Origin of the sequence: Streptomyces sp. NPDC048419 (assembly GCF_043200415.1) — a bacterium.
Taxonomy (GTDB): domain Bacteria; phylum Actinomycetota; class Actinomycetes; order Streptomycetales; family Streptomycetaceae; genus Streptomyces.
Window position 1 is genome coordinate 1 of record NZ_JBICXT010000022.1, and the last position, 14,464, is coordinate 14,464.

Annotated in this window: 14 protein-coding genes and 1 pseudogene; 6 read left to right on the forward strand and 9 right to left on the reverse strand. The window is 69.7% G+C overall.

The features are described from left to right. A pseudogene (locus ACGFYN_RS35050) lies at window positions 1–231 on the forward strand (IS630 family transposase); the annotation flags it as partial. A 573-nt stretch (window positions 232–804) separates the two neighbouring features. Beyond that, entirely contained in the window at window positions 805–2,019 is a 1,215-nt protein-coding gene (locus ACGFYN_RS35055; RefSeq protein ID WP_393869979.1) for an RICIN domain-containing protein, read from the forward strand. Between the two features lie 188 nt (window positions 2,020–2,207). Here ACGFYN_RS35055 and ACGFYN_RS35060 read toward each other — a convergent pair whose 3' ends face one another. The 4 genes from ACGFYN_RS35060 to ACGFYN_RS35075 all read right to left on the reverse strand — a co-directional run bounded on the left by ACGFYN_RS35060 (window position 2,208) and on the right by ACGFYN_RS35075 (window position 5,390). After that, window positions 2,208–2,714: a hypothetical protein gene (locus ACGFYN_RS35060; RefSeq protein ID WP_393869980.1), complete on the reverse strand. Its 507-nt coding sequence runs from the start codon at window positions 2,712–2,714 to the stop codon at window positions 2,208–2,210. Between the two features lie 167 nt (window positions 2,715–2,881). Further along, on the reverse strand, window positions 2,882–3,055 hold the full coding sequence (locus ACGFYN_RS35065) for a hypothetical protein (RefSeq protein ID WP_393869981.1): 174 nt from the start codon (window positions 3,053–3,055) through the stop codon (window positions 2,882–2,884). Between the two features lie 411 nt (window positions 3,056–3,466). Continuing rightward, on the reverse strand, window positions 3,467–4,987 hold the full coding sequence (locus ACGFYN_RS35070) for a hypothetical protein (RefSeq protein WP_393869982.1): 1,521 nt from the start codon (window positions 4,985–4,987) through the stop codon (window positions 3,467–3,469). Between the two features lie 136 nt (window positions 4,988–5,123). Beyond that, window positions 5,124–5,390 (reverse strand): hypothetical protein, encoded by a 267-nt coding sequence (locus tag ACGFYN_RS35075; RefSeq protein ID WP_393869983.1) that lies wholly within the window; start codon window positions 5,388–5,390, stop codon window positions 5,124–5,126. Window positions 5,391–5,668: 278 nt separating this feature from the next. On the opposite strand from ACGFYN_RS35075, the gene ACGFYN_RS35080 reads away from it, so the two are divergent. Then, on the forward strand, window positions 5,669–6,319 hold the full coding sequence (locus ACGFYN_RS35080) for a hypothetical protein (RefSeq protein WP_393869984.1): 651 nt from the start codon (window positions 5,669–5,671) through the stop codon (window positions 6,317–6,319). Between the two features lie 27 nt (window positions 6,320–6,346). Here ACGFYN_RS35080 and ACGFYN_RS35085 read toward each other — a convergent pair whose 3' ends face one another. The 3 genes from ACGFYN_RS35085 to ACGFYN_RS35095 all read right to left on the reverse strand — a co-directional run bounded on the left by ACGFYN_RS35085 (window position 6,347) and on the right by ACGFYN_RS35095 (window position 7,690). Further along, the gene (locus ACGFYN_RS35085) at window positions 6,347–6,928 is read right to left on the reverse strand and encodes a VCBS repeat-containing protein (protein ID WP_393869985.1); all 582 of its coding nucleotides are present in this window, start codon (window positions 6,926–6,928) and stop codon (window positions 6,347–6,349) included. 243 nt (window positions 6,929–7,171) lie between these two features. Beyond that, window positions 7,172–7,447: a VOC family protein gene (locus tag ACGFYN_RS35090; protein WP_393869986.1), complete on the reverse strand. Its 276-nt coding sequence runs from the start codon at window positions 7,445–7,447 to the stop codon at window positions 7,172–7,174. A gap of 27 nt (window positions 7,448–7,474) precedes the next feature. Next, on the reverse strand, window positions 7,475–7,690 hold the full coding sequence (locus ACGFYN_RS35095; protein ID WP_393869987.1) for a hypothetical protein: 216 nt from the start codon (window positions 7,688–7,690) through the stop codon (window positions 7,475–7,477). Window positions 7,691–8,037: 347 nt separating this feature from the next. Between ACGFYN_RS35095 and ACGFYN_RS35100 the strand changes: the two genes are divergently transcribed. Further along, window positions 8,038–8,283 (forward strand): hypothetical protein, encoded by a 246-nt coding sequence (locus ACGFYN_RS35100; RefSeq protein WP_393869988.1) that lies wholly within the window; start codon window positions 8,038–8,040, stop codon window positions 8,281–8,283. Between the two features lie 207 nt (window positions 8,284–8,490). After that, complete coding sequence (locus ACGFYN_RS35105; RefSeq protein WP_393869989.1) at window positions 8,491–8,730, forward strand: PfkB family carbohydrate kinase; 240 nt, start codon at window positions 8,491–8,493, stop codon at window positions 8,728–8,730. 30 nt (window positions 8,731–8,760) lie between these two features. Here ACGFYN_RS35105 and ACGFYN_RS35110 read toward each other — a convergent pair whose 3' ends face one another. Both ACGFYN_RS35110 and ACGFYN_RS35115 read right to left on the reverse strand, forming a co-directional pair. Further along, entirely contained in the window at window positions 8,761–11,976 is a 3,216-nt protein-coding gene (locus ACGFYN_RS35110; RefSeq protein WP_393869990.1) for an amidohydrolase family protein, read from the reverse strand. A gap of 130 nt (window positions 11,977–12,106) precedes the next feature. Beyond that, complete coding sequence (locus ACGFYN_RS35115; protein WP_393869991.1) at window positions 12,107–13,285, reverse strand: cytochrome P450; 1,179 nt, start codon at window positions 13,283–13,285, stop codon at window positions 12,107–12,109. 119 nt (window positions 13,286–13,404) lie between these two features. Here ACGFYN_RS35115 and ACGFYN_RS35120 point away from each other — a divergent pair, with 119 nt between their 5' ends. Continuing rightward, window positions 13,405–14,463: a nitrous oxide reductase family maturation protein NosD gene (locus tag ACGFYN_RS35120; RefSeq protein ID WP_393869992.1), complete on the forward strand. Its 1,059-nt coding sequence runs from the start codon at window positions 13,405–13,407 to the stop codon at window positions 14,461–14,463. Window position 14,464 lies beyond the last annotated feature (1 nt).

The window sequence follows — 14,464 nt, forward strand, 5'->3', positions numbered from 1 at the left end:
CCGACCGGCTCCTCCTGGATCAACCAGGTCGAGCGGTGGTTCGGCTACCTCGCCCACCAGATGATCCGCCGCGGCGCACACAAGAACATCCAGGCCCTCGAAGCCGACATCCGGGCCTGGGTCAACGACTGGAACGACGACCCCAAGCCGTTCATCTGGACCAAGACAGCCGAAGAGATCCTAGACTCCCTCGCCCGCCTCTGCCGACGGATCTCTGGCGCAGGACACTAGCCCCGTCTGGACACATCGGCAAGGGGTGCGTCCATGCCGCAAGAGAAGCGGTGCGGCGAGTATGACGAGGCGTCAGAAACCATGCACGACTCACCGGTTCAAGAGGTGCCGAGGCCAGACGGGTCACAGCGCCGGACGACCCAACGCCCGCGTACCACCAAAGAGGCGTCGTCCCGAAAGCACAGAACTGTCCAGTGAGGCCTTGCCGTTGACAAGTGCCGGTCCGGTGGCCGCCCGGTGGAGTCCGGACCGTCCGGGCTCGTCAGGACCATCTGGCGTTGCCTTCATAAAGTGAACGGACGCAGACAGCTTGACAGTTAATCAACCTCGCTGGCTTCATGTGTCGCGGCGTGAGTGAGCTGGGCGAGCTCGCACGCCGCCTACTGGTTCCGCCCCACAACGGCACTCATCCACCGTTTTGGCGCAAGCCCCTTTCATTTCATTTCCGGAAGGTTCTGGCGTCGGCGTTCCGTTCATGGGAGCGCTCCCATATCGACGCTCTTCGCCTTCCGGGTCCATCCCCCCACGGTCCGGGGGCTGCACAGGCCGCCCTCGGCCACCGAAAGGATCCCCATGCCCAGATCGCGTCCGAGGCCGCGCAACAAAGCTGCGGCGGTCGCGGCAGTCGTAGCTGCCCTGTTCCTGGTTGCCCTGTCCCTCGCAGGCGCTTCTCCGGCGTCCGCGAATACGACCCTCTGCGGCAAGACCGACAGCATGAAGGTCTCGGGCGGCAAGTACGTCGTCCAGAACAACGAGTGGGGTGACTCGATCCCCCAGTGCATCGACGTGTCGGACGACGGCTTCAAGGTCACCACCGGTTGGCACGACGTGGGCACCAGCGGCGCGCCTGCGGCGTATCCGTCGATCTACGCCGGCTGCCACTACGGCAACTGCTCCAGCGGCAACGGCCTGCCGCTGCAGGTCTCGGCCTTCGGTAACCCACAGTCCAGCGTCGACTTCTCGACCGCCGACGGGCAGTGGGACGCCGCGTACGACATCTGGTTCGACACCAGCTCCAACCCGTCGGGCCAGAACGACGGCGAGGAGATGATGATCTGGGCCAACCACTCCGGATCGCCCACGCCGTTCGGCACCAAGGGCGGGACGGTGTCGATCGAGGGCGCCAACTGGGACGTCTGGTACGGCCGTCAGGGCGGCGGCATCGCCTGGAACACCGTCTCCTACGTCCGCCAGCAGCCCACCAACGCGATCACTGTGAACATCAAGGACTTCTCGAACGACTCGATCAGCCGCGGCTACCTGTCGTCGGCGTGGTACATGACCAGCGTGCAGTTCGGCTTCGAGCCCTGGGTCGGCGGCCCCGGCCTGGCCGTGAACTCCTTCTCCTACGACTCCAACGGCTCCGGCGGTGGCGGGGGCGGGGGCGGGGGCGGTGGTACGTCCGGCACGGTCGCCGGTGAGCAGAGCGGCCGCTGCCTGGACCTGAAGGACTGGGGCACGACCGACGGCACCCCCGTCCAGCTGTGGGACTGCGGGACCGGCTGGAACCAGCGGTGGACGCGGACGGGCGAGACACTCGTCAACCCGCAGACCGGCAAGTGCCTCGATGTGGCCGGCCGTTCCGCGGCCAACGGCGCCAAAGTGCAGCTCTGGTCGTGCAACGGCACGGGCGCCCAGCAGTGGCAGTTCAACGCCAACGGCACCGTCACCAACCGCAGTTCCGGGAAATGCCTGGACGCCGGCGGCTCCGGCAATGGCGCACCGCTGCAGATATGGGACTGCTACGGCGGCGGCACACAACCCAACCAGGTCTGGACACAGAGGTAACGCCGTCTTTGCGTGACAGTGCTCGGCACCTGGCAAGCAGGACCGGGTTGCCGCCTGGGGTCCCCACTACCGCGTGGTGCACCGCAGGCGGCAGCTGCCGTAGCCAGAGGTGTAGTCGGGGAATCCACCCCGAACTGGCGCGATTCCTCGGCGCGGTGCCTCGGCTCGATGCCTGAACTCCGACTGCGTCAATGAATCGGGTGGGACCGCTGGCTCGGACCGGGAGGGTCGAAGCTCACCCCGTTCTCGTCGAGTGCGTTGAAGACGGTCACGCGACCCGAATCGAAGGCGAAGCTGATGTCGACGTTTCCCTGAGCGACATCCCTGCCCGTCCATTCGAGCAGTTCGGTCCCCTTGAGGGGCAGCCCCAGCAGAGAGTGGAGTTCGGGAAAGGGTTCGAGGCGCCACTGCAGGTCGAAGCCGGGCCACCGGACTGGACGGCTGGGGTCGATCATGTTCCAAGTGAGGGAGAGATCGCCGAGCTTCTGGTGGTTGATCTCAACCTGCTCGCCATCGAAGTCGAAAAGCACCGGGCAGTCGGCGAACCACTCGTCATCCCTGAGGTCCCAGACCATCCAGACTCTCGTGAGCGGTCGGCCGGCAAGACCACGCAGACGATTTCCATGCTCCTGAACGACGTCACTGCGGCCGTCCAACCACGCCGGCTGGTAGCCCGCGATGCCGAAATCGAACATGACGTCATCCTGTCAGAAGTGCCCCTCCTCCGGCCGGGAGCCGACTCTTACACCAACCACCAACCCCCTTGTCCCTGCGCATAGTTCATCCGCAGCGCCGCCGCATGACTCGATAGTCGCGTCAAAATGCACGAGTTCGCATCGTCGGGATCCCCCACCGGTCAGCCCTACCACCAAATGCCCCTTGTCCCGGTACATGTCGAACGGGGCTTCTCGTCCCTCAGGGTCACATCGAGTTGCTGCTCGGCGCCGGACTCGTCCATCTCCCAGGTGCCGCCGCTCACCCGCTTCGTGATCTTGCCGTTGAGGTCCATCTCCGTGGGGATGCTGGTGGCGGACACCGATCCCTCCGCCTTCAAGGTCAACGTGGTGCCGCAGTCCCGGGCGTGCCAAGTGCCGATGAGCTGAGAGTCGTGGACGTCCTTCGCATGCGGGTAGCCGCCCCAGCCCGTGCATGCGGAGACCGACAGCACCAGCGGGGGCGCAAATCAGAGCCCACTTCCATGCTCGGCTGTTCACCGCCCGCCGTCTTCCTTTTGGTGGCCTTGGTCGGTGTCCTCGCCCCGGCTCGGACCCCGACGGCGGCCCGGAGCGCAACGTCCACGAAGGCGGGACGTGCAACTCGCAATCCACCGCCGCGTGCCAGCGTCCGCCTGCACAGACGAAGTGGGCAACGCCCAACGCGTTTGCGTTCCACCGGAGGTGACGGGATGTCACCTCCGCCGCTGCCCTGCCACTCCGGGTCGGCGGCGTCAGCGGCCGCGCAGCAGCCGCGACCTCCGCGCCGCCACGAACACCAGCGCGCCGCCCGCCACCAGCAGGACGGCGGCGCCCGCCCGCAGCAGGACTCCGTCCGTGCCCGTGGCTGCAAGCCCGCCGCCAGTCGTCGTCCCGCTCCCGTTTCCCGCCCCGGAGCCGGACGGGCTCACGGTGGTCGTGGCCGACGGAGACACGGAGGCGCCGGGCGACGGGCTGGACGTCGCCGAGCCGGTGGCCTTCACCGCGATCGCCGCGGTGTCGTTCGCTACGTCGTCGTCACGAGTGGGGTACTCGGGGTTCTCCACCGCCCGCACGCTGCCCCGCGCGCCGGGGACGACCCGGTCGATCCGCACCGTGAACTCCTGGGTCACCAAGTCGCCCGGCCGGAAGTCCGTGCGGCCGATGACGCAGGTGTAGCTCTTCGCGCCGGCCTTGCCCGGTGTGCAGTTCCACAGCGGCCCGGGGTCGCCCTGCTCACCGGGGCCGGGGACGCCGGTGATGGTGGTGCCGGCAGGCGGGGTCACCACGAACGTGCCGGAGTTGTCGGCGTCCATCCACCGGAAGCCCATCCGGCCCGGCCCGTTGTTCCGCACGCCCACGGTGATGCTCACCGTCACGCCGACCTTGCCCTCGACCGTGTCACCGAGCGCCTGGTAATCGGCGTGCTGGGTGGTGGCAAAGGTGCCATACCCAGAGCCGGTGAATCCGGAGCCGGGGACGACGGACCTCAGGCCGAGCGGCGCGCCGGTACCGGTCTCGGGGAAGTCGGACGGGTCGAAGGAGTCGGGCGCGGTCCCGCCGACCGGCCACACGACGTAGCTGTTGTAGCCGTACATCGTGTCGTTGGAGGCGGTGTAACGCAGCGGCGCGTCCGTCTCGTAGGCCGCGCCGGGCGCGATCGGGGTGTCGAACCGGCACCAGGCGCCGGCCTCGGGCCGGCCCGAGTAGTGGCAGTTGGAGTGGTCACGGGCGAGAGAGACGCCTTCTGAGTCCTGCACCAGCAGCATGACGCCCTTGTCGGCCGGGGCTGTGCCGGTGTTGACGAAGGCAGGGGTGCGCTGGAAGACGGCGCCGGGCGCGATGTTCTTCAGCGCCGGGTAGGGCCGGCTGACGAGCTTCGGCCCCCCGACCAGGACGTCCGTCTTCCCCGTCACGGTGGCCGCGTCGGAGGCAGTCGCGGTGTAGGTGATGACACCGGTGTCGCCCGCCTTGGCAGCCGCGGTGGGCTTCAGGAAGAACGGGTCGATCGACTCCTTGCCCGACAGCGGGCCCACGTCGCACCTCACCTTCAGGGTGCCGGTGCTCACGCAGTCTCCCGTGACCTCCATCGTCGCCTTCCCGGCGAGAGACGACGCGTCGACCGCGACCGAGACGTCATGGGCGTCCCCGCCCGAGGCGGTGATGCCGAGGGCCAGGTTCGGGCCCTCGCCCTCGGTGGGGAGGTAGTAGTCCTCCTGGGCGTCCAGGACAAGCGTCGTTCCAGCGGCGTGCGCGGCCGGGGTTGCGACCATCATGGCGGCGGTCGCGACAGCGGCGGCCGCCGCCGTCCGCAAAGTTCTGCGTATCGTCAGCACACTACGTGGACACGCCAGAACACCGGAGGGTTGCGCCCGAGCTTCCGTCAGTTGACGCTTCCGCTCCGGGAACCTCTCAAGAGCACCCGAACCATCGACAGCCGGCGGAACGATCGAGGGCCGACGTGGAGGGTTTCCCCAACTGCGTTGTTGCGTTGCGCGAGGTGAAAGGCTCCGGACGCCAGTCGAACGCCGCGACCAGACGGACGCCGTCATCACCAAAGCGGCCTGCCAGAGCCTTCATCACGGCGAAGACATGCGCCCAGTGCGCTTCCGGACCCAGGACAGCCCCGACGGTCAACGGTTCGTAGGTGCACATCAAATCCTCGGTGATCCACTCCACGCGTTCAGTCGCACTTAATCGAGGGCCCCAGCTGCGAACGCCTGCGCAGGATGCAGGCCGTGAACAAGTTCAACGGCGTTCTCCCGTCCGCAGGTTGCAGGGTCAGCTCCAGATCCCTCAAGGGCGCACGGCCTTCGCGTGCCGGCTCCCGTCAGGGTCTGGGCTTTCTACGGCCGCCCATGCCTCGAACAGCGGGCCAACGGACTCCCAGCCCGGTCCCCGATATTCGAGCCGGTAGCCACCGAAATGTTGAGGCCGGGACCGCGGATCATGGCACAGTGGTGAAGTGGATCAAGGAGGTGGTTCCGGTGGGGCAAGCAGGGCATGAATCCGCGCTCTCCGCGTACCAACAAGCCTTGCGCGAGCGGCTCCTGGCCGCACCCGTGGTGCCCGCGCCGGAACCCTGGCGGCCCGTCTTCGAGTACCAATACGGCGTTCCCGTCGGCGGGCTTCTCGGGATCGGCTTCGCCACGCATCCCGACAGCGGCCACGACCTCGTGATGGTCGACTCGACCGACGGTCACGGCCTCTTCGACGCCGTCACAGGGGAAAAGATCGCCCGGGACCGCGACCCGGCCCCGGACCCGGAAGAAGACGCTCCTGACGCATCCCCCGACCTGTCCTGCCCCGGGCTGGGTCCGATCGCCGGCAGCCGGGTGCGCATCGCCGGACTCTACGGCGGAGCACTCTCTGCCTTCACCAACGACGGTTGGATCCTGGAGGTTGGTGCCCCAGCCTGGCCCGATCATCGGGTCCTGCTGTCTCGCGACGGGGGATCGCTTCACTCCGGTCCGCATGGAGAGCGGTGGTGGCACATCTTCCACGCCGGCTACTCCGAGTTCCGCGCCGCCGGATTCTCTCCCTCCGGACAGACGATTGCCGTCGCAACGAGCAGCGATCTGTCTCTGTGGACCCGCAAGCCGGCCTGAACCCACCCGCCCGGCCGCACGAGTTGGCTACGCCGTGCCACCGCCGCAAACCCGGTAGAACGCCGTCAGGTCCGCCTGAGGCATGGACCTGGGGGTCTGCTCGTCGGTGTGATCGGCGTCCTTCGCGTACTGCCGATTGGTCTCGTCGTTCTCCCGGTCGAGACCCTTGCCGCTTCCAAGGCGCGCCGTGGTCGAGTAGACGCCGTCGCCCGCGTGACCGTAGGCCGCGAGATCCGGGTAGTGGTCGTGGTTGTAATCAGCGACGGCGACGGCGCGCGGCTCCGTCAGGTCGACGTGGTGGACGCTCTGCCCGCGTCCGCCCGCCGAGAAAGGACCGAGCCGCAGTTCGGAGACGTCCGGCTGCACGGGATCGTCGCCCTGGAAGGCGGGGGTGGCGACAATGAAGAGGTCGTTCCATCCGTCCTGGTCGAAATCGGCCACGACGGCCAGCACGGTCTTGGCGCCCTTGCCATGATCCCCGACGAGGTCCCGTGGGCCCACCTTTGTCTCTCGCCCACCCTTTTCTCCCAGGGTGATGGTCAGGCCCGCGCCGGTGAGGGAAGGGGGAGAGACGTGGTCGGCCCTGCCGTCGGCGTTCAAGTCGGCCACGAGGCCTCCAGTGGATGTCACGCAACTCTTGATCGCGGGCCCGCCGGCAGGACGCGAGGGCGGATCGCCCCGGTCGCATGCGGTCAGCAGCACAGTTGACGCCGCGAGGGTCACAACGCAGCACGCCCGCACGGCTATTCGTCCCCTACCGCGCACGACCTGACCGCCTTTCCCAGGAGCTTGATCGGAGGAGAGGGAGAGTCTAGGGGGCGACGAGCCGGCGTCGGCTTGAAGCCGGCCAGGTCAGTGGAGGAGCTCCCGGGCTCGGCGGGTCAACTCGGCCGGCGTGAGGTCTTCCAGGTGGGTGAGGAAGACCCAGAGGTCACCGTAGGGGTCCTTCAATATGGCCGTGCGGTCGCCGTGGAACTGGTCGGCCGGTGGCTGCAGGAGTTCTGCGCCGGCCTCCGCGGCCCGCTGTGCCAGCGCATCGACGTCATCGACGAAGACGTGCAGGCCCACGGTGGTGCCGCCGACAGTCGTCGGTGCATTGAAGTGTGGACCCTCGGCGTCGCCCAGCATGAGGGTGGAGCCTTGGATGGGTCACGGTCATGCCAAAAGGGCAAGGCCGTCGATCCGGGACCGTCCGAATTCGCTGCCGCAGGCCGGGCACCCGCTCACGATGGGGTGCCGGGCAAGGTTGCGCCCCAGGACGGGGATCGCCGCTTCGGGGTGGATCACGTCGAAGCCTGCATCACACACAAAGCACCTGTGCCGAGCGAGTTCGGCGAGCACCACACCCGCCAGGTCGTCCGACGCTTCCACGGCGCCCTCGGTCAGGTCAGGCAGGGTGCTTTCGCTGGGCCACACCGCTATGTACGGAGACTCCGGCCGCGCCCGTCCCAGGGGGAAACGCAGTGGTGCCGGCCTGAACCTGGCTCCGAACCGCGCGGGGACCTCTGCGATGTCTCGCGCAGCCGACGGAAGAGCCTCGTCCCCGAACACGCGAAGCTCGCCCCAGGGCCCCGAAAACACCCGCACGCACCGTCTCCTCGTTGCATTCGCCCAGCACCGTCACAGCAGATCTGGCCATCGAGCAGAATTCACTCCCACACCACAACATTCCGCCGCACCGGCACACTCGTCGCCCCGGTCGCGAACAGCTCCGGCGAATGCGCCCGGATCCGCTCGAGATCCAGGAGCGCTGGCTGCCCGCCCTCCGTGAACTGGGGGCGCGGGGCACGAGCACCCCGGTACTCGAACTCGCCTTTGCCGCCTGGGCGTTGCCCTACGAGCGTCCGGTCCCCGCGCTGCTGCGGGAGGTCGGCGGCGCCGCGGATCTGGCGGACGACGACGCCCTCACCACCGCCGTCGCGGAACGGCTCCCCGCCCTCCGCGCGGGGCACATCGACATCTGACTCCCCCCTCTCTCCCCCAGGGGCTTCACGGTCCCCACCGTCCCCACCTCCTTCACTTCAGTCCCCGAACAACGGAGTTCGCGATGAAGGACAGCGTCATACCCGCTCAGCAGACGCCGCCCACCGAGCGCACCACCAGAGATCTGGCCCGGGCCGCGGTATCGGGCTGGCTCGGCACAGCCATGGAGTTCATGGACTTCCGCGTTCGTGCCCTCACTGCCCACCAAGGTGGTCGATCCGGTCGGCGCGGGCGACGCGTTCGCCGCCGGCTACCTCTCCGGCGTCCTGGACAGTCTCCCCGAACGCTCCCGTCTGCGCCTCGGCCACTTGGCGGCCGCCGCAGCGCTTCGCACGCGGGACGACGTGCCCGTCATGCCTCCGCGAGCGGAGATCGACCGGTGCCTCGCGCTGGGCGACGGCGCCTGGGCGGCCATGGCACCCCGCTGAGCCGGCCACCGCGCCACCGTCACCCTGCGGTTAGTCCAGTGCGGCAGCGCCCTTCGGCTCTCCGGCGTGGTGGCCGTCGCAGCAACCGTCCCTCCGCATCAACTGCCCGACTGTGAGCCAGTGTTCCTCCGTCGCGGCCGTCCGCCGCGACGACCCCGCCGGTTCGAAGGCGGCAGTCAGTTCCTCGGTCGTGTACGGCACCCCGCCCCTGAGGACCGCGACGGTGCGCACGAGCGCGTCGAAGTCGGTGAAGGGATCGCCGTCCACGACGGTCAGGTCCGCGAGTTTGCCCTCCTCCACCGTGCCGAGGTCATGGTCGAGGCCGAAGACGCGGGCGGGCAGGACCGTCGCGGTGCGCAGGGCGCCGGCCGCGGTGAGGCCGCCGCGGTGCAGGGCGCGCAGGCCGAGGTGGAGGGACAGGCCCACGGGGACGAGCGGTTGGTCGGTGCCGAGGGCTACCAGGCCGCCGGAGGCCAGGACGCGACGGTAGATGTCGGTCTCCGTGCGCAGGGTGGCCAGTTGGGCCGCGGTGGGCGGGATCCCGGCCGACTGCCGGACGGCGGCCGTGTCCCAAGGGGGCATCACCTGCGTGACTCTGGGGTCGTCGGCGAGGCCGGGATCCGCACCGAGCAGGGGTGCGGCCGTGAACGGGGTGGCGATCAGGGAAAAGTTCACGCCGTGTGCCGTGTAGATCTCCAGCACGTCCTGGTAGGCGCGTCCCGCGGCGGTGGTCGCGTGCCCGAACTCGGCTCGCTGCGTGGCTTGCAGATGAGTCGTCAGGTCCTGGCCGAGCTGGACGCCGGGTGAGAGGAGGTGGCTTCCGGCGCGTACGCCCAGCTGTTCGTGGGCGAAGCGGGCGGCCTCCTGCATCACCCAACCGGGCGCCCGTACATAGGTCTTGACGAAGTCCCAGTCCAGTGAACTGCCTCGCGCCAGTGAGCGGCGCAGTCCCGCACGGGAGCTGTGGGCGCGGCCCATGCTGTAGGCGACGCGTCGCCCGTCCAGGAGTTCGCCGGTGGTGAGCAGACGGGGCCCGGCCAGCTGCCCGCCGGCCACCGCCTCGCGGATGCGGGCCTGTTCGTAGGCGAAGCCGCCCAGCGAGACGGCCGTGGTGATGCCGTAGGTGAGTTGTCCTGCGGTTTGGCGGCCTCCGTAGGTGCTCTGCCAGGGATGGGTGTGGGTGTCCCAGAGGCCGGGGATCACCGTGCGTTCGGAGGCGTCGATCCGGCGCAGGGCGGGCCGCCGTCCGGACCGGTGCGGCTCGACTGCCTTGATGCGCCCGCCTGTTACGACGATGTCGGCGTCGTCGCGGGTCGTCTCGCCGGTGCCGTCCCACAGTAGCCCGGCGTGGACCACCAGATCTGCGGGGGTGGGTCGGGAGGCGTCGAGGGGGACGCGGACGGTGCGGGCCGCGCCGCCGTCGATGCGGATGAGCCGGAGCCGGCCCGCGGAGAGGTACAGGAGGGTGGTGGAGTCGCCCGACCAGGAGGGGTGGTCGGCCGGTTCGGTGGTGAGGGTGCGCAGTTCGCCGCGCGGGGTGCCGTCGGCCTCGACGGGCAGCAGGCACAGCGCCGATTCGACGATCACGGCCATCCAGCGTCCGTCGGGTGACCAGACGGGCCCTGAGTCGTAGCGGTCCGAGATCGACGTGTGGGGTGCCACCTGGTGCAGTCGGACGGCTTTGGTCGTCGCGTCGACGATGCGGATGAGGTTGTAGCCCTCGCGGAAGCGGGTGTTGAGCCGGTTGCGGTCGCACAGGGCGATGTGCCGGCCGTCGGGCGACCAGCTCGGGCGTCCGGGCAGGCCGCCGCCACCCAGCGGCTCGGCCAGGACCTGTTCCGTGCCGGAGGCCAGGTCGCGGACGAGGAGCCGGCCGGTCATGTCGAGGCAGGCGAGCCGCTGCCCGTCGGGCGAGAGCGAGGGGTGCACGCGGCCGCCGGTCGCGAGCGCGGTTTCCGTGCCGGTGGCCAGATCGTGCCGGTACACCCCGAGGAGACCGTCGCGGTCGTCGGCGTAGACGAGGGAGCGTCCGTCGGGGGCCCAGGCGGGGCCGAGGAGGTAGCGGGTGGGCGTCGCCTTGTGCAGCCGTCGGGGCGGGCGTCCGCCAGAAGTCCCGGTCAGGTAAAGGGAGTTGAGGGCCGCGAAGGCGATGTGCCGGCCGTCCGGTGAGAGGGCGGGGAGGTGGATTCCGCGCACCGGGCGGGTGCGGGCCTCGCCCAGGTCGTACTCCTTGGTCGCGTATCGCGGCCGCTGCACGGGGAGCACGCCCTCGAAGGGGATCGTCCGCGGCCGTTGGGGGTCGTCCGGCGCTACGAGGGTGAAGGCGCCGTCGAGCGTCAGCAGCAGCCGCCCGTCCGGTGTCCAGCGTGGTGGGACGGGGGCGATGTCCCCGGTGACGGGGACGGGGTGGCCGTCGATGACGAGGGTGCACGAGCCGTTCGGGGAAGCGGTGGTGCGCAGATAGGCGATGCGACCGTCGGGCGCGACGGCCGGCGTCATGACCTGTGCGGCCTCGGTCTCCGTGTGGCGGACCGTGACCGGACCTGTGCCGTCGGCTGCGACGTCCGCGACCGTGCGGGCCTCGACGCTCACGCCCAGGGGTGTGGTGACCGTTTTCGCGCGGACGAACAGGACGCGGGTGCCGTCCGCTGACCAGGTGGGGTCGAAGTCCTCCCAGCCGGCGTCCTGGAGGGGTCCGTCCTGGCCGGGAAGGCCGGTGAGACGGGTGATGTGGCCGGTGCGCAGATCAAGGACGTGGATGCGGTACGGGCTGCCGTCGACGGGGTCGCCGCCGCGTTCGGAGGAGAAAGCGAGCCGGCTGCCGTCGGGTGACCAGGCCGGGCCGCGGTCGTCCCACGGGCCGTCGGTGCGCTGATGCAGGCCGGAGCCGTCGGGGCGCAGGGTCCACAGGTGGAAGCCGCCGTCGCGGTAGGCGCAGAAGGCGACGAGGCGGCCGTCCGGGGAGTGGGTGGGCCGGTTGGGTTCGAGGTCCACCGGGGTCAGGCGTTGGGCGGTGCCGCCGGTGCTGGGCAGGGACCAGAGGGTGCCCTGCACCTCGGCGATCAGCCGGTCGCCGGCGGGGGCGAGGGTGGCCGAGCCGTTGGTGGCGTGGGTGAAGGTCAGGTGGGCGGCGCCGGTGCGCGGGCGTGCCGCCGCCGGGGCGGCTCCTATGAGGGGCACGGCGCCTGCGGCGGCGAGGAGTTGACGGCGCGTCGGACGGAAGAGGCTGCTCCTGTCACGGTCCATGACAGTCAACACTGGTGCACCGGGCGTGGGGACTCAACGACCTCCACGGCCAACCCAGGGGGTGATCCACGCCAATGGTTTCGCGGCGTGGATCATGCGCCGTGGGCGCGCGCCGCGCGTCGGACGGTAGTCAGGCGGGCCGGTCCCAGAGCACGTGCAGGGTGGGCGGTTTACGGAACACCAGGCCCTCCGGGGCCGCGGGGTGGTCCGGGTCGAGGCGCAGGCCGGGCAGGCGCCGCAGCAGGTGCTCCAGTGCGATGCGCGTCTCCAGGCGGGCCAGGTGGGCGGCGACGCAGTGGTGCGGGCCGTGAGCGAAGGCCAGTTGGAGGCGGGCGTTGGCGCGGCGGACGTCGAAGCGGTCGGGCTCGTCGAAGACGGCCGGGTCGCGGTTGGCGCCGGCGAGGGAGACGGTGACCGGGTCGCCGGCGCGGATGGCGGCCGGGCCGAGTTCGATGTCGCGGGTGGCGTATCGGTCGACGACCACCGCTCCCGGCTCCCGGCGCAGCGATTCCTCGACGGCGCCGTCCAGGAGGTCGAAGTCGGCCTGGACGAGGGTGAGTTGGTCGGGGTGGCGGAGCAGTTGCAGCAGCGCGTTGGTGATCATCGCTTCGGTGGTCTCGATGCCGCCGAACATCATGACGGCGGCGTTGGAGGCCACTTCGGGCAGGTCCAGGCGTTCCGCGGCGGCGACCAGGAGCGAGGAGTTGTGCCGGTCGGCGACGGTGCTTTCCACGGCGGTCCGCAGCTGCGCGTAGGCGGCGGCGCCGGCGGGCCCCGCCTCGCGTCCTGCGGTGATCTCGGAGACGGACCGCACGATGGCGTCGTACCAGGAAAGGACCGTGTCCGCGCCGATGCCGACCAGGCCGAGGGCGTCGGTGACGACGGCGACCGCGAGCGGTCCGGCGAAGGCGCGTCGCAGCTCGGCGGCGCCTGCCGGTTGCAGTCGGTCGATGAGCCCGTCGGTCTCCTGCTCGATGGACGCGGCGAAGTTGTCGCGGACCCGGCGCGGCCGGAAGGGCGGGTTGAAGGGCTCGCGATGGCGGGCGTGTCGGTCGCCGTCCAGGGACAGCATGCTCGGTCCGACGACCTGTGCGGTGGAGAAGCGGGGGTCGTCGACGGTGAAGGTTGCGGCGTCCCGCATCACCTCCAGTGCCAGATCGCGCCGGGTCACCAGCCAGCCGCCCAGCGCGGGCAGCCAGGACACGGGCTCCTGCGCGCGGAGCAGTGCGAGGCGCGGATGCGGATCGCTGCTGAGTTCGGCGAGCGTGGTCTGGGCGCCGAGCGGGAAGGACGACGCGACGACGCTCATCGTGAGCCGTGGTGGAGTACGGAGTCAGCCATCGTCCGAACCCTACAGCGGGGGTATGACACGCCACCGGATGGCCCATCCGCGCGGTAAACGGCCCATCGGGTCATAACGTGCGGAATATGAAGAAATACCGCATCGCGTACCTGATGTGCACTGCCGTGGTCGTCGGGACGGGACTTGGCGCCGCTCCGCCGGCCTCCCACCATGGGGTCCACGTGGTCTGGCCGGGCCAGTCGATCCAGAAGGCGGTGGACGCCGCCGCGAGTGGGGACACGGTTCTGGTGGCCCCCGGCACCTTCCACGAGAGCGTCAAGGTGACCACTCCGGGGCTGACCCTGCGCGGCATGGGACGCAGCACGGTGATCGAGCCGAGCACGAAGAAGGCCGCCGAGAGCTGCTCCGAGGGCGGCAACGGCATCTGCGTCGTCGGCACGAAGGACCGCGACCTCAAGGGCGTGACCGTCGCCAATCTGACCGTCACCGGCTTCGCCCGCAGCGGTGTGTTCTCCATGGCGACCGACGGACTGACCGTCCAGGACGTGACCTCGGTGAAGAACGGGGTGTGGGGCATCGCCCAGGAGCGTTCGGTGCGCGGGGTGTTCCGGGACAACACCGCCCAGGACAACGGCGACGCGGGCATTTTCCTGGCCAACACCATCAAGGAGGAGGCGGGCGCCTCGGACACCGGCGGCACGGTCATCGACCGCAACCGCCTGGAGGGCAACCGCATCGGCGTCACCGTGCGCCGGCTGCGCAACCTCACCGTCCAGCACAACCACCTCACCGGCAACTGCGCGGGCGTCTTCGTGGTGGGTGACGAGAACAAGCCGAAGGCCGGCGACCTGTCCGTGCGCGACAACTACGTCGTCCGCAACAACAAGTCATGCCCCAAGACCGACCGGCTGGACGCGCTGCAGGGCTCCGGCATCGTCGTGACCGGCGCCGACGACACCTTGGTGACGGGCAACATCGTCAAGGAGAACGCCGGCAAGTCCCCGCTGTCCGGCGGCATCGTGCTGTTCAAGAGCTTCGTGGGCGTCACCAGCGACCGCAACCGCATCACGGGCAACGTGCTCAAGGACAACGGCCCGGCGGACCTGGTCAACACCGACCTGGGCAAGGACAACACGTTCCAGGGCAACACCTGCCGCGCGTCCAAGCCCGCGGGCCTGTGCTGAC

Excerpts from the sequence above, each read along its gene's own strand:
- ACGFYN_RS35090 (WP_393869986.1), bottom strand. The coding sequence starts at position 7,447 with ATGCTGGGCGACGCCGAGGGTCCACACTTCAATGCACCGACGACTGTC.
- ACGFYN_RS35115 (WP_393869991.1), bottom strand. The coding sequence starts at position 13,285 with ATGAGCGTCGTCGCGTCGTCCTTCCCGCTCGGCGCCCAGACCACGCTC.
- ACGFYN_RS35055 (WP_393869979.1), top strand. The coding sequence starts at position 805 with ATGCCCAGATCGCGTCCGAGGCCGCGCAACAAAGCTGCGGCGGTCGCG.
- ACGFYN_RS35060 (WP_393869980.1), bottom strand. The coding sequence starts at position 2,714 with ATGTTCGATTTCGGCATCGCGGGCTACCAGCCGGCGTGGTTGGACGGC.
- ACGFYN_RS35100 (WP_393869988.1), top strand. The coding sequence starts at position 8,038 with ATGCGCCCGGATCCGCTCGAGATCCAGGAGCGCTGGCTGCCCGCCCTC.
- ACGFYN_RS35070 (WP_393869982.1), bottom strand. The coding sequence starts at position 4,987 with ATGATGGTCGCAACCCCGGCCGCGCACGCCGCTGGAACGACGCTTGTC.
- ACGFYN_RS35120 (WP_393869992.1), top strand. The coding sequence starts at position 13,405 with ATGAAGAAATACCGCATCGCGTACCTGATGTGCACTGCCGTGGTCGTC.
- ACGFYN_RS35110 (WP_393869990.1), bottom strand. The coding sequence starts at position 11,976 with ATGGACCGTGACAGGAGCAGCCTCTTCCGTCCGACGCGCCGTCAACTC.